Genomic DNA, 14,058 nt, shown 5'->3' with positions numbered 1-14,058 from the left:
TTTTTATTTGCGTTTTTTCTTAGCTTTTTTCATTTTGTTAGCCATGCGTTTCATGGATTGCTTCATAGCAAATTCACCGATTTTACCTTTGAGACCTCCACCGAGCATCTGGCTCATATCAGGCATTCCGGCTCCTCCAAGAGCAGACATATCCGGCATACCACCTTGTCCCATCATACCTTCAAGGGCTGACATATCCATGCCACCAGGCATGTTTTTAGGAAGGTTGTTAGGGTTGATGCCCATTTGCTTCATCATCTTGTTCATGTCACCAGACATGACACCTTGCATGAGTTGTTTGGCTTGGTTAAAGTCTTTGATGAACTTGTTGACATCGATAAAGGTATTACCAGAACCAGCTGCGATACGACGACGACGGCTTGGAGTCAACAAATCTGGATTTTCACGTTCTTCAGGAGTCATAGATGAGACGATGGCACGTTTGCGAGCGATTTGTTTTTCATCTACCTTCATATTTTGAAGGGCAGGATTGTTAGCCATACCAGGAATCATCTTGAGCAAATCTTCCATTGGCCCCATATTTTGCACCTGATCCAACTGATCGATGAAATCATTGAAATCAAAGGTGTTTTCTCGCATCTTTTCAGCCATTTCAAGGGCTTTTTGCTCATCGTATTCTTGGGAAGCTTTCTCAATCAGAGTCAGCATATCTCCCATACCGAGAATACGGCTGGCCATACGGTCAGGGTGGAAGGTTTCAATATCAGTAATCTTTTCACCAGTACCGGTAAACTTGATTGGTTTTCCTGTGATATGACGAACAGAAAGGGCCGCACCACCACGAGTATCCCCGTCAATCTTGGTAAGGATGACACCGGTAACTTCTAATTGATCGTTAAATTCTCGCGCAACGTTAGCAGCTTCTTGACCGATCATAGCATCGATGACAAGAAGAATTTCATTTGGTTGAGCAAGAGCTTTAACATCACGGAGCTCGTTCATGAGAAGCTCGTCAATTTGTAAACGACCAGCAGTATCAATCAAAACATAGTCATTATGGTTGGCTTTAGCTTGCTCCAAACCTTGGCGGACAATCTCCACTGCAGGAACTTCAGTTCCAAGAGCAAAGACAGGAACATCAATTTGTTGTCCTAGTGTTTTAAGCTGGTCAATAGCTGCAGGACGATAGATGTCGGCCGCAATCATCAGAGGACGAGCATCCTCTTCCTTTTTGAGTTTGTTAGCAAGTTTTCCAGCGAAGGTTGTTTTACCAGCCCCTTGCAAACCGACCATCATGATAATGGTTGGGATTTTTGGAGACTTGATAATCTCAGCTGTATCAGAACCAAGAACTTCCGTCAACTCTTCATTAACAATCTTGATGATTTGTTGAGCTGGGTTGAGGGTATCAATGACTTCGTGCCCAATGGCACGTTCACGAACTTTCTTGATAAAGTCCTTAACCACTGGCAAAGCAACGTCGGCTTCTAAAAGAGCCAGACGAATTTCCTTGGTTGCTTCTTGGATATCGCTCTCGGTAATTTTTCCTTTTTTACGTAGATTTTTAAAGACGTTCTGCAAACGTTCTGTTAAATTTTCAAATGCCATATTTATTCCTCTTATTCTCTATTATCAATACTTGTTAAAATCTCAACTTGCTCTTGTAGAAAAGTATCCTCTGGATAGCGCTCAATGATCTGGTCAAAAATCTGACTGCGGACAATGTAATCAGAGTACATATGGAGTTTCATCTCATAATCTTCCAGAATTTTTTCCGTTCGTTTGATATTATCATAAACAGCCTGACGACTAACGCCGAACTCTTCTGCAATTTCAGCTAAACTATAGTCGTCTGCATAGTAGAGCTCGATATAGTTCATCTGCTTATCAGTCAAAAGGGCTGCATAAAATTCAAACAGAGCATTCATTCGATTGGTTTTTTCAATTTCCATAAGATTTATTATACCAAAAAATAGCCTGAACTGCTAGTAATGGATTGATTTTAAACACAAGTCAGAAAAAGGACTTTTAACGGTTATTTTCTGACTAAGAAACCTTTTTTTGGTATAATGGAGTGTATTATAATGTTTTAGAAAGAGGTTCTTATGAGAGAATTAGAATCAGTGTTAGAGCAACGTTTTGGGCTTGTTTTTTCAGATAAACAATTACTTGAAACAGCTTTTACTCACACTAGTTATGCCAATGAGCACCGCCTCTTAAAAATTTCACACAACGAACGCTTGGAATTTTTAGGAGACGCTGTTCTGCAATTATTAATTTCAGAATATCTGTACAAAAAATATCCTAAAAAACCAGAAGGTGACCTGTCTAAACTCCGTGCAATGATTGTACGTGAAGAGAGTTTGGCTGGTTTTGCCCGTGACTGCCAGTTTGACCAGTTTATCAAGCTAGGAAAGGGAGAGGAAAAATCTGGAGGCCGTAATCGAGATACCATCTTGGGAGATGCTTTCGAAGCCTTTTTGGGTGCCCTGCTTTTAGATAAGGATCTACTTACAGTAAAAGAGTTTATCTACCAGGTCATGATACCGAAGGTTGAGGCTGGTGATTTTGAGATGATTAAAGACTACAAGACTCACCTCCAAGAATTACTTCAAGTCAATGGTGATGTTGATATTCGTTATCAAGTGATTTCAGAAATCGGACCTGCCCATGATAAGATGTTTGAGGTTGAAGTCCTTGTCGAGGGTCAAAGTTTAGGTAGGGGTCAAGGACGATCTAAAAAATTGGCCGAACAAGAAGCCGCTAAAAATGCAGTTGAGGAAGGACTGGATTCATGTATTTAAAAGAAATTGAGATTCAGGGGTTTAAGTCCTTTGCTGATAAGACCAAGGTTGTTTTTGACCAGGGAGTTACAGCAGTTGTAGGACCTAATGGTTCTGGAAAATCTAACATCACAGAAAGTTTACGCTGGGCTCTTGGGGAATCAAGTGTCAAAAGTCTTCGTGGTGGGAAGATGCCTGATGTTATCTTTGCAGGAACAGAAAGTAGAAAACCATTAAACTATGCTTCTGTAGTTGTTACTCTAGATAACCAGGATGGTTTCATCAAGGATGCAGGCCAGGAAATCAAGGTGGAGCGTCATATCTATCGTACTGGGGATAGTGAATACAAGATTGATGGGAAAAAAGTCCGTCTTCGTGATATTCATGATCTTTTCTTAGATACCGGACTTGGACGTGATTCCTTCTCCATTATTTCCCAAGGGAAGGTCGAAGAAATCTTTAACTCCAAACCTGAGGAACGCCGCGCTATCTTTGAAGAAGCAGCTGGAGTTTTGAAATATAAAACTCGTCGCAAAGAGACGGAAAGTAAACTGCAACAAACTCAAGATAATTTAGACCGCTTGGAAGATATCATCTATGAGTTAGACAATCAAATCAAGCCCTTAGAGAAGCAAGCAGCAACAGCTCGTAAATTTATAGATTTGGACAGTCAGCGTAAAGGCATCTACTTAGATGTTTTAGTTGCACAAATTCAAGCCAATAAGACTGAATTGGATCTAACAGAAGAAGAATTAAACCAAGTCCAAGAACTGTTGACTAGTTATTATCAAAAACGCGAGTCACTAGAACTTGAAAATCAATCTCTTAAGAAGCAGAGACAAGATTTACAAGCAGAGATGTCTAAAGATCAAACTAGTTTGATGGATTTGACTGCTCTAATCAGTGATTTAGAACGGAAATTGGCCTTGTCTAAACTGGAGACAGAGCAGGTTGCTCTCAATCAACAAGAGGCTCAAGCTCGTTTAGCTAGTTTGGATGAAAAGAGAAATGCTCTTATTCAAGAGAAGGAAGAAAAAGAAGCAAATCTCAGTCAGTTAAAAGCAAATCTAGCAGTCAATATCAAGGAGCTCAATCGTTTAGAAGCTGATTTAGTAGCATTTTCTGATGATCCAGATCAGATGATTGAGCAACTGCGTGAGCGCTTTGTTGCTTTCTTGCAGGAAGAAGCGGATGTCTCTAACCATTTGACACGAATTGAAAATGATCTTGAAAATAGTCGCCAACAGACTCAAAAGCAAGAAGAACAATTGGAGTCCTTGAAGGAACAATTAGCTTCTGCTAAATCTAAGGCTAGTGAGCAAGAAAGTGCTCTTAAATCAGCAAAAGAAAAAGTACAGACCTTGCTTGCTGACTATCAGACGCATGCTAAACAGGAAGAGGAACAAAAGCAGGCTTATCAAATTCAGCAAAATCAACTTTTTGACCGTTTGGATAGTCTGAAAAACAAGCAGGCCAAGGCGCAAAGTCTGGAAAACATTCTTAAAAACCATAGTAATTTCTATGCGGGTGTTAAGAGTGTTCTACAAGAAAAAGATCGCCTGGGCGGTATTGTCGGAGCGGTCAGTGAACATTTAACTTTTGATGTTCGTTATCAAACAGCTCTTGAAATTGCCCTCGGGGCAAGTAGCCAACATATCATCGTTGAAGATGAACAGGCAGCTACCAAAGCTATTGATTTCCTTAAGCGAAACCGAGCTGGTCGTGCGACTTTTCTACCTGTGACAACGATTAAGGCTCGTAGCATTTCTAGTCAGAACCAAGATGTGATTGCCTCAAGTCCAGGTTTTCTTGGAATGGCAGATGAACTGGTTACCTTTGATGCCAAGCATGAAGCTATATTTAAAAACTTGCTAGCTACAACAGCAATCTTTGATACGGTAGAGCATGCGCGTGATGCGGCTTGCAAGGTGCGCTATCAAGTTCGGATGGTAACTCTTGATGGTACAGAATTGCGAACAGGTGGTTCTTATGCTGGTGGTGCCAATCGTCAAAATAACAGTATTTTCATCAAGCCTGAATTGGAGCAATTGCAAAAAGAGATTGCTCAAGAAGAAAATCTTCTGCGTCAAGAGGAAGATAATCTGAAGTCAGTTCAGGAAGCCTTGACTGCCCTCAGTCAAACTTTGGAAACTATTAAGTCTCAAGGGGAGCAAGCTCGAATAGAGGAGCAAGGCTTATATCTGGCTTATCAACAAACTTGCCAACAAGTCGAAGAACTCGAAACACTTTTAGAACTTCAGGAAAAAGAATTAAACAATCTCAGAGGTGGAGATTGGCAAGCTGAAAAAGAAAAATGCCAAGAACGTCTTGCAGTTATTTCAACTGAAAAGCAAAAGCTGGAGTCTGAGATTGAAGAAATTAAGTCCAATAAAAATGCGATTCAGGAACGCTACCAAAACTTGCAGGAAAAACTTTCTCGAGAGCGGCTTCGCAAGACAGAAATGTTAGGGCAAAAGCGTTATGAAGTTGCAGATATTGAACGGATTAACAAAGAGCTTGAATACCTTGATATGGAGCAAGATGAAATCGAACGCCTTCTCCAAGAAAAGGTAGACAATCTTGAAAAGGTTGATACGGAACTTTTGGCCAAGCAGGAAGCAGAAGCCAAGAGTCAGAAGGAAGAAATTCAACAAGGACTCATTCGTAAGCAGTTTGAACTGGATGATATTGAAGGCCAACTGGATGATATTGCCAGTCATTTGGATCAAGCTCGTCAGCAAAATGAAGAATGGATTCGTAAGCAAACACGTGCAGAAGCGACCAAAGAGAAGATTACGGACCGCCTTCGCTATCTTCAAGGTCAACTGACTGAAGAATACCAGATTAGTTATACAGAAGCTTTAGAACAAGCCAATCCAATAGAAGATTTGGCTGTCGCTGAACAAGAGGTCAAGGATCTAGAAAAAGCCATTCGTTCACTTGGTCCAGTCAATTTGGATGCTATTGAACAGTTTGACGAAGTTCACGAACGCTTGGAATTCTTGAATAGTCAACGTGATGACATTCTTTCTGCCAAAAATCTTCTTCTTGAAACCATTACAGAGATGAACGATGAAGTGAAGGAACGATTCAAATCAACCTTTGAAGCGATTCGTGAATCCTTCAAAGTGACCTTCAAGCAGATGTTTGGTGGTGGTCAAGCGGACCTAATTCTAACAGAAGGTGATTTATTGACAGCAGGTGTTGAAATCTCTGTTCAACCGCCTGGTAAGAAAATCCAATCTCTCAACCTCATGAGTGGTGGAGAGAAGGCATTGTCAGCTCTTGCTTTGCTTTTCTCAATTATTCGTGTCAAGACCATTCCATTTGTTATTTTGGATGAAGTAGAGGCTGCACTCGATGAAGCTAACGTTAAACGCTTTGGGGATTATCTCAATCGATTTGACAAGGATAGCCAGTTTATCGTTGTTACCCACCGTAAGGGAACCATGGCAGCCGCAGACTCTATTTATGGGGTAACCATGCAAGAATCTGGTGTTTCTAAGATTGTCTCTGTTAAACTAAAAGATTTAGAAAATATGGATGCTTAGTTTGTTTTCAATATAACATTTCAAGCTAGAGCAGGTAGAATGACCTTCAAGAAGTCGGAAAGGTTACAAAAATAAATTGAGGAGCTTACATGGATTTTGACCTATTCCTAATGATTTGTAATTATATTGGGACTATAGCCTTTGCGGCGTCAGGAGCCATCAAAGGATTTGGTAAACGTTTAGATATTTTTGGCATTAGTTTATTGGCAATTGTAACGGCAGTAGGCGGAGGTATTTTAAGAGATTCTATTATCAGTCGTTTTCCCTCCGCTCTCGCAGATCCTGGGCCGATTTATGTCTCTATCCTTGTAGCTGTTATTATGTATGCCTTTGTGACATCAAAACAAGCCAATGCTAGTCAAGAAAAAAAATTCTATAAGTGGCTGAGAGAAGCTTATCTTATCTTTGATTCAATTGGCTTAATCATCTTTTCCTTGATTGGAGCTACCGCCTTAGCTGATAGTAAATTGAACTTGATGTCTGCTGGGATTTTGGCCTGTTTAACAGGTGCTGGTGGTGGTATTATCCGAGATCTCTTGATTAATGAAGTTCCAAGTGTTCTAAAAGAGGACATCTATGCCCTTCTATCTTTTGTAATTGGCGTTATTTATTACTGGTTGGCCTTTGTCCTTCACTTTCCAAGAATCACTGCTTTTATCATTCTCTCAATTGTCGGTTTTGTGATTCGACTCTGTATTATTAAGTTTAAGCTCTCTTTGCCAAATATGGATAAAAAGACTTGGAATTGAATGATGGTAGGAGAGTTCAATCTCTCGATTGATAAATATTTTATAAATTACAAGTTTAATCGGGCGTCTAATCTCATATGGATTAGGCGCTATTTACTTTTTCTATGGTATAATAGAAGATAGATTTACAACTGGAGAATAGAAGGATTTATGATTAAACTAGTCGCAACTGATATGGACGGGACTTTTTTGGATGAAGCTGGCCAATTTGATATGGAGCGGTTAAAAGCTCTTCTCTCATCCTACAAAGAGAGAGGAATCTATTTTGCTGTAGCTTCTGGCCGCGGTCTTTTGTCGCTTGAAAAGCATTTTGCGGATGTCAAAGATGAGATTATTTTTATCGCCGAAAATGGGAGTCTGGTTCGTTTTCATGGACAAGACCTCTATGAAGCAACCATGCCTAGAGATTTTTACCTATCAACATTTGAAAAGCTAAAGACTTCACCTTATTTTGATGAAAAGAAGATGCTCTTGACAGGTAAGAAAGCTTGTTATGTTTTAGATACTGTTGATGAAACCTATCTCATGTTTAGTCATCATTACAATGAGAATATTCAAAAAGTAGCTAGTCTAGAAGATATTACCGATGAGATTTTTAAATTCACAACCAACTTTACAGAAGAGACAGTAGAAGCTGGCGAAACTTGGGTTAATGAACATGTTCCTGGTGTTAAGGCAATGACGACAGGTTTTGAATCCATTGATATTGTTCTTGATTATGTGGACAAGGGAGTTGCGATTGTCGAATTGGCTAAGAAGTTAAATCTGGATATGGATCAAGTGATGGCCTTCGGTGACAATCTCAATGACCTTCACATGATGCAAGTTGTAGGGCACCCAGTCGCACCTGAAAATGCTCGCCCAGAGATTTTGGAACTTGCCGAAACAGTTATCGGTCACCATAAGGACCAATCAGTTATCGCCTATATGGAGGGATTATAATGGCAGATATTAAATTAATTGCCCTAGACTTGGATGGAACCTTGCTGACGACAGACAAGAAATTAACTGATCGTACCAAGGCAACTTTAAAGGCTGCGCGTGAACAAGGGGTCAAGGTAGTCCTAACAACTGGACGTCCCCTCAAGGCTATGGATTTCTTCCTTAAAGAGCTTGGAACAGACGGCCATGATGACGAATATACTATCACATTCAACGGTGGATTGGTTCAGAAAAATACAGGTGAGATTCTTGATAAGACAGTCTTTTCAATTGATGATGTGACACGTATTTATGAAGAAACTGAAAAATTAGGAATCCCCTTAGATGCAATTTCAGAAGGAACAGTATACCAGATTCAGTCTGACCAAGAAAGTTTATATGCTCAGTTTAACCCGGCTCTAACTTTTGTTCCAACTGCTTTTGAAGATTTGTCTAGTCAGGTAACGTACAATAAATGTGTGTCTGCCTTTCCTCAGGAACCTTTGGATGCGGCTATTCAAAAGATTTCACCAGAATTATACGACCAGTATGAGATTTTTAAATCACGTGAACTCTTGCTAGAATGGTCACCAAAGAATGTTCATAAGGCGACAGGATTATCTAAACTGATTGAACACCTGGGAATTGACCGAAGTCAAGTTATGGCTTGCGGAGATGAGGCTAATGACCTTTCGATGATTGAGTGGGCAGGTCTCGGTGTCGCTATGCAAAATGCTGTGCCGGCAGTTAAGGCAGTGGCAAATGTGGTAACACCAATGACTAATGACGAAGAAGCTGTCGCCTGGGCAATTGAAAAATATGTACTGAAGGAGAACTAAAGAATGGGATTATTTGACCGTTTATTTGGAAAAATAGAAGAACCTAAAATTGAAGATGTTGTCAAAGAAGCTCTAGAAAACATTGATTTATCGGATGATAGCCAGCAAACTGAGACGCTAGAATCTGAAAATATCGAAGTCAAAGAGCAAGATGGGACTGTCGTAGCGGAAGAAAATGATGAAGACTTATTTGAAGCAGAGGATGACGAAGAAACTATTGTCGAATCAGTTGACGAAGTTGAGGTTTCTCGAGAAGAGTTAAATCAAGTCCAAGAGGCAGATAGTCCTCAAGAGGAAGCGACTCATGTTGAAGAAGAGGCAGTAAACCAAGCAATCGAAGAAACTCCTCAAGTCCAAGAGACTGAACAAGAAAAATATGACCGTAGTCTTAAGAAAACGCGTACTGGATTTGGTGCCCGTTTAAATGCTTTCTTTGCAAACTTCCGATCAGTTGATGAAGATTTTTTTGAAGAACTTGAAGAACTACTCATCATGAGTGACGTTGGTGTCCAGGTGGCCTCAAATCTTACGGAAGAATTGCGTTATGAAGCCAAGCTTGAGAATGCTAAGAAACCTGATGCCCTTCGTCGTGTTATCATTGAAAAATTGGTGGAGTTGTATGAGAAGGATGGCATTTATAATGAAACCATTAACTTCCAAGATGGTTTGACAGTCATGCTTTTTGTTGGAGTTAATGGGGTCGGGAAAACAACTTCAATTGGTAAATTAGCTAATCGATACAAACAAGCTGGTAAAAAGGTTATGCTTGTTGCTGCTGATACCTTCCGTGCGGGTGCGGTTGCTCAGTTAGCAGAATGGGGACGTCGTGTGGATGTTCCTGTCGTTACTGGTCCTGAGAAAGCAGATCCAGCTAGTGTTGTCTTTGATGGGATGGAACGAGCAGTAGCAGAAGGTATTGATATTCTCATGATTGATACAGCTGGCCGTCTGCAAAACAAAGAAAACTTAATGGCAGAATTGGAAAAGATTGGTCGTATCATCAAACGCGTTGTGCCAGAAGCACCTCATGAAACCTTCCTAGCCCTTGATGCCTCAACTGGGCAAAATGCTCTTGTACAAGCTAAAGAATTCTCAAAAATTACTCCTGTTACAGGGATTGTCTTAACCAAGATTGATGGAACTGCTCGAGGTGGGGTTGTTCTTGCTATCCGTGAGGAACTCAATATCCCTGTTAAGCTAATTGGTTTTGGTGAAAAAATCGATGATATCGGTGAGTTTAACTCTGAAAACTTTATGAAGGGCCTTCTAGAAGGTTTGATATAAAAGAAAATCCTGCAAGAATTCTTGCAGGATTGTTTTTTGATTATTCTAAACGACCATCCTCACGATAGGCGATATCTGGTTGCCATGTCCATTTGGCACCGTATTTTTCAAGGAGATCAAAGCTAGCTTGAGGGCCCATGCTACCAGCCTTGTAGTCATGAAGTGGAGCACCGTTTTCAGCCCAAAGCTTCTCGATACGGTCAATCAATTTCCATGATGCACTCACTTCATCCCAGTGGCTAAAGTTAGTTGAATCGTTATTCAATACATCGTAGATTAGCTTTTCATAAGGATCTGGTGAAGCACCTGTTGCAGTCGCATCTGTTCGATAGTCAAGCGAGTTATGTGCAAGTTTGAACTCTTCTCCAACTTCTTTACCGTTAAGGCTGAGAGAGAAACCTTCTGTTGGTTGGATATAGATGGTCAAAATATTTGGTGCTAGAGGCTCTCCAAAAATTGAATCCATTTGCTTAAAGACAATGTTTACGTGTGTTCCTTTTTCAGTTAGGCGTTTACCTGTACGGAAGAAGAAAGGTACGTCACGGAAGCGATCAGTATCTACAAAGAAGGCACCTGAAGCAAAGGTTTCTGTCATTGATTCTGGGTTGACATTTGGTTCGCTACGGTATGAAATATATTTCATGCCATCAACTTTACCAGAACGATATTGACCACGGATGAAGTGCTCTTTAAGTTCCTCATCTGTAGGGTGGTAAAGGTTCTTGAAGACCTTGATTTTCTCTGCGCGAATGTCATCCTTTGTAAAGCTTGCAGGCTTGTCCATAGCAAGGAGTGACAGAAGCTGAAGTGTGTGGTTTTGAACCATATCACGAAGGGCACCAGACTCATCATAGTAGCCACCACGCTCTTCAACACCTAGACGTTCTGCAAAGGTAATTTGCACATTATCAATATGTTCTCGATTCCAAACATTTTCAAAGATCATATTGGCAAAACGAATGGCAAAGATACTCTGAATCATCTCTTTACCAAGATAATGGTCGATACGATAGATTTGCTCTTCGTTAAAAGTAGCTAGAAGCTCTTCGTTTAGTTTGCTTGCGGTTTCATAATCCGTACCGAAAGGCTTCTCAACAATCAAACGTTCAAAGCCTTTACCGTCAACGATTTGCTCAGACTTGAGGTGTTTGGCGATGGTACCGAAGAATTGTGGTGCCATTGAGAGGAAGAAGAGCTTGTTGTGTTCAGTTTGATACTTTTCATTTAACTCAGCCTGAAGCTTACGTAATTCGATATAGTGTTCGGTATCATTAACATCGTGGCTTTGATAGTAAAAATGACTAGCAAAAGCTTGAGCCTCTTCTGCGCTATCTGCCAAGTCTAAAATAGATTCGACAACAACAGATTCGAAATATTCCTTACTCCAAGGTCTACGAGCAGTTCCAATAACAGCAAAATGATCAGATAAATTACCTGATTTGTAAAGTCTAAAAAGTGAAGGGTAGAGCTTGCGTTTAGCCAAATCTCCACTAGCACCAAAAATTGTAACAATAACTTTAGATGACATCCAGCTACCTAATTTCTATTTACTTTCCTAGATATCCTAGGCATGAGGAATCCCCATTTTCATACCCTTTATTTTATCATAATTTTCTAAAAAATCCAAAATTCCAATACAAGTGAGAAAAAAACTGCAAGGTAAACCTTGCAGTTTTTTAAGCATTGAGAACCTTGTCCAAAAATTCTTTTAGACGAGGGTGTTGTGGGTTGTCAAAGATTTGATCAGGTGTACCATCTTCTATGAATTCACCGTCTGCTGTAAAGATAACTCGATTGGCAACCTTACGAGCAAATCCCATTTCGTGGGTTACGATAATCATGGTCATGCCTTGTTCAGCCAACTCTTTCATAACGTTTAGAACATCACCAACCATCTCAGGGTCAAGGGCAGAAGTTGGCTCGTCAAAGAGCATAATATCAGGGTTCATTGCTAAACCGCGGGCAATAGCCACACGTTGTTTTTGACCACCGGATAGACTTTCAGGATTGGCATTGACCTTGTCAGCAAGCCCAACTTTTTCAAGAAGTTCCATTCCTAATTTTTCAGCTTCAGCCTTGGTCATTAACTTGTGCTCTACAGGAGCGAAAGTGATATTTTCCAATACGGTCATATGTGGAAAGAGATTGAAGTGCTGGAACACCATTCCGATATTTTCACGAACGTGGTCTACATTGGTCGCTTTATCCGTCAAATCATAGCCGTTAACTGTGATGCTTCCTTTTGTTCCTTCTTCGAGGAGATTTAAGCTACGCAAGAAAGTTGACTTACCTGAACCAGAAGGTCCAATGATACAAACAACATCTCCTTCATAGAATTTCGCTGAAATTCCTTTAAGGACTTTGTTTTTACCATATTGTTTATGTAAGTTATGAACGTCAATTTTTAATTTTGCCATTATTGAATCCTCTTTTCTAAGCGTTTCGCTAATCTAGTTAGAAGAGTGATAATCACAAGGTAAAAGACTGCGAGAATTGCATACATTTTGAAACTTTGGTAGTTACGAGCAATGATAATCTTACCAGTTTGGAAGAGTTCTACCAGACCGATTGCAGATACGATTGTTGTATCTTTAAGAGCGATAACAAATTGGTTGACGAAGTTTGGAAGCATGAGCTTGGTTGCTTGTGGCAAGACAATCTTACGCATGGTTTTTCCATATGAAATACCTAGGCTTCGACTGGCTTCCATTTGTCCAACAGGCACGGCCTTGATACCACCACGAACAATCTCAGCGATGTAGGCAGCTGAGTTTAGGGAAAGTGCGATAGTACCAGCGACAAAGTCGTTGATTGGACTTTGTTGACCTGTAAGAGATTCGATAAAGTTAGGAATGCCCCAGAAAATAAATGCTGCGAGAATCATGAGTGGAATACCACGGATAACGTCAACGAAAATCTCTGAAATCAAACGGAGTGATTTATAAAGGCTGACACTAAAAATACCGAAGATAATTCCGATGAAAATCGCAATTACAAATGAAATAAGTGCTAATGAGAGGGTAATTCCAAGTCCGCTGAGAAGTTGTTTGTAGTTGTTTTTCAACAATCCCCAAATAGTTGTTTCATCAGCTGATGAACTTGTAGTAGTAGAATCGCTAGCTAGATACTTATCAAGGATTTTTTGGAATTCTCCATTTGCCTTAAGGTTTGCAAGCCCTTTGTTGAATTTCTCTAGCAATTCTGGATTGCTTCCTTTTTTAACAGCAAAGGCAGTTTCACCGATTGGTGTACCTGCGATTGGTGTTTTTAACTTTTGTCCTTGACTAATAGAGTATTTAATAACAGGTTCGTCATCCATAACGGCATCAATTGAACCAGTGTTTAAGCTATCATACATAGATGCAGCATCTGAAAAAGTTTTGATCTTGTAACCGTACTTACTTTGATTTTCTGTTAGGAAGGTTTGTGAAGCAGTACCATTTTTCACACCTACAGTCTTACCGTTCAAATCTTCATAAGAAGAAATGGTACTTGATTCTTTAACACCAAGAATAGTATTTGCTGTATAGTAAGAATCAGAGAAATCAAAGGTTTCTTTACGAGCATCAGTAACTGACATACCTGCAATGATACCGTCTGCTTGTCCAGATTGGACTGCGTTAATAGCAGCATCAAAACCTGGATTAGTAATCTCGATTTCAAAACCTTGGTCTTCAGCGATTGCCTTGATTAGATCCATATCGATACCAGTGTATTGATTGCTTGAGTCCTGGAAAACAAATGGTGCAAAAGATGAGTCACTGGCGATAACATACTTCGTTTTTTCTGTGTCAGCTTTTGCTATTCCTAGTGAAAGAATAGGAAATAAAATTAGCAAACAAGCTAGAATTTTCTTCTTCATGTGATGTCTCCTTTCAAGATATTTTTAAATTATATCAAAAAAGTTGAAGAACGGCAAACATTTTATATTTTGATGGCAGAAGATATAACATAGAACAAGGTAGGGTAG

11 protein-coding genes are annotated in these 14,058 nt (G+C 39.9%); 6 read left to right on the top strand and 5 right to left on the bottom strand.

Going from position 1 to position 14,058, the window contains the following annotated elements; translation table 11 throughout:
- Positions 1–3: 3 nt before the first annotated feature.
- Together ffh and K1I61_RS03195 are read right to left on the bottom strand one after the other, a co-directional pair.
- Positions 4–1,569, bottom strand: a complete 1,566-nt coding sequence (gene ffh, locus K1I61_RS03200; protein ID WP_223334223.1) for a signal recognition particle protein — start codon at positions 1,567–1,569, stop codon at positions 4–6.
- 11 nt (positions 1,570–1,580) lie between these two features.
- Positions 1,581–1,913, bottom strand: a complete 333-nt coding sequence (locus K1I61_RS03195) for a putative DNA-binding protein (protein ID WP_070678085.1) — start codon at positions 1,911–1,913, stop codon at positions 1,581–1,583.
- 153 nt (positions 1,914–2,066) lie between these two features.
- Between K1I61_RS03195 and rnc the strand changes: the two genes are divergently transcribed.
- From rnc to ftsY, 6 genes are all read left to right on the top strand, one after another.
- Positions 2,067–2,765 carry a ribonuclease III gene (rnc, locus tag K1I61_RS03190; protein ID WP_223334226.1) on the top strand — a complete coding sequence of 233 codons (699 nt, stop codon included), beginning with the start codon at positions 2,067–2,069 and terminating at the stop codon, positions 2,763–2,765.
- Positions 2,756–6,295, top strand: a complete 3,540-nt coding sequence (gene smc / locus K1I61_RS03185; protein ID WP_223334228.1) for a chromosome segregation protein SMC — start codon at positions 2,756–2,758, stop codon at positions 6,293–6,295. Before rnc ends, smc begins: the two co-directional genes overlap by 10 nt.
- A gap of 89 nt (positions 6,296–6,384) precedes the next feature.
- Positions 6,385–7,044 carry a trimeric intracellular cation channel family protein gene (locus K1I61_RS03180; RefSeq protein WP_006148259.1) on the top strand — a complete coding sequence of 220 codons (660 nt, stop codon included), beginning with the start codon at positions 6,385–6,387 and terminating at the stop codon, positions 7,042–7,044.
- Between the two features lie 150 nt (positions 7,045–7,194).
- Positions 7,195–7,986, top strand: a complete 792-nt coding sequence (locus tag K1I61_RS03175; protein WP_223334230.1) for a Cof-type HAD-IIB family hydrolase — start codon at positions 7,195–7,197, stop codon at positions 7,984–7,986.
- Positions 7,986–8,804 (top strand): Cof-type HAD-IIB family hydrolase, encoded by an 819-nt coding sequence (locus K1I61_RS03170; RefSeq protein WP_223334233.1) that lies wholly within the window; start codon positions 7,986–7,988, stop codon positions 8,802–8,804. The genes K1I61_RS03175 and K1I61_RS03170 overlap by 1 nt, the downstream gene beginning before the upstream one ends.
- Positions 8,805–8,807: 3 nt before the next feature.
- Positions 8,808–10,088, top strand: coding sequence for a signal recognition particle-docking protein FtsY (gene ftsY, locus K1I61_RS03165; protein ID WP_223334235.1), 1,281 nt, complete (start codon positions 8,808–8,810; stop codon positions 10,086–10,088).
- Positions 10,089–10,128: 40 nt separating this feature from the next.
- On the opposite strand, the gene zwf is transcribed toward ftsY, so the two are convergent.
- The 3 genes from zwf to K1I61_RS03150 form a co-directional block, all read right to left on the bottom strand.
- The gene (gene zwf / locus K1I61_RS03160; RefSeq protein WP_223334237.1) at positions 10,129–11,616 is read right to left on the bottom strand and encodes a glucose-6-phosphate dehydrogenase; all 1,488 of its coding nucleotides are present in this window, start codon (positions 11,614–11,616) and stop codon (positions 10,129–10,131) included.
- Between the two features lie 148 nt (positions 11,617–11,764).
- Positions 11,765–12,505 (bottom strand): amino acid ABC transporter ATP-binding protein, encoded by a 741-nt coding sequence (locus K1I61_RS03155; protein WP_223334239.1) that lies wholly within the window; start codon positions 12,503–12,505, stop codon positions 11,765–11,767.
- On the bottom strand, positions 12,505–13,950 hold the full coding sequence (locus K1I61_RS03150) for an amino acid ABC transporter substrate-binding protein/permease (protein ID WP_223334242.1): 1,446 nt from the start codon (positions 13,948–13,950) through the stop codon (positions 12,505–12,507). Before K1I61_RS03150 ends, K1I61_RS03155 begins: the two co-directional genes overlap by 1 nt.
- Between the last annotated feature and the right edge of the window lie 108 nt (positions 13,951–14,058).

This window comes from Streptococcus infantis (assembly GCF_019929665.1).
GTDB lineage: Bacteria > Bacillota > Bacilli > Lactobacillales > Streptococcaceae > Streptococcus > Streptococcus infantis_H.
The sequence above is the reverse complement of the archived record's forward strand: the minus strand, read 5'-3'. Positions and strand labels throughout refer to the sequence as shown.

Excerpts from the sequence above, each read along its gene's own strand:
- ffh (WP_223334223.1), bottom strand. The coding sequence starts at position 1,569 with ATGGCATTTGAAAATTTAACAGAACGTTTGCAGAACGTCTTTAAAAAT.
- K1I61_RS03195 (WP_070678085.1), bottom strand. The coding sequence starts at position 1,913 with ATGGAAATTGAAAAAACCAATCGAATGAATGCTCTGTTTGAATTTTAT.
- rnc (WP_223334226.1), top strand. The coding sequence starts at position 2,067 with ATGAGAGAATTAGAATCAGTGTTAGAGCAACGTTTTGGGCTTGTTTTT.
- smc (WP_223334228.1), top strand. The coding sequence starts at position 2,756 with ATGTATTTAAAAGAAATTGAGATTCAGGGGTTTAAGTCCTTTGCTGAT.
- K1I61_RS03180 (WP_006148259.1), top strand. The coding sequence starts at position 6,385 with ATGGATTTTGACCTATTCCTAATGATTTGTAATTATATTGGGACTATA.
- K1I61_RS03175 (WP_223334230.1), top strand. The coding sequence starts at position 7,195 with ATGATTAAACTAGTCGCAACTGATATGGACGGGACTTTTTTGGATGAA.
- K1I61_RS03170 (WP_223334233.1), top strand. The coding sequence starts at position 7,986 with ATGGCAGATATTAAATTAATTGCCCTAGACTTGGATGGAACCTTGCTG.
- ftsY (WP_223334235.1), top strand. The coding sequence starts at position 8,808 with ATGGGATTATTTGACCGTTTATTTGGAAAAATAGAAGAACCTAAAATT.
- zwf (WP_223334237.1), bottom strand. The coding sequence starts at position 11,616 with ATGTCATCTAAAGTTATTGTTACAATTTTTGGTGCTAGTGGAGATTTG.
- K1I61_RS03155 (WP_223334239.1), bottom strand. The coding sequence starts at position 12,505 with ATGGCAAAATTAAAAATTGACGTTCATAACTTACATAAACAATATGGT.
- K1I61_RS03150 (WP_223334242.1), bottom strand. The coding sequence starts at position 13,950 with ATGAAGAAGAAAATTCTAGCTTGTTTGCTAATTTTATTTCCTATTCTT.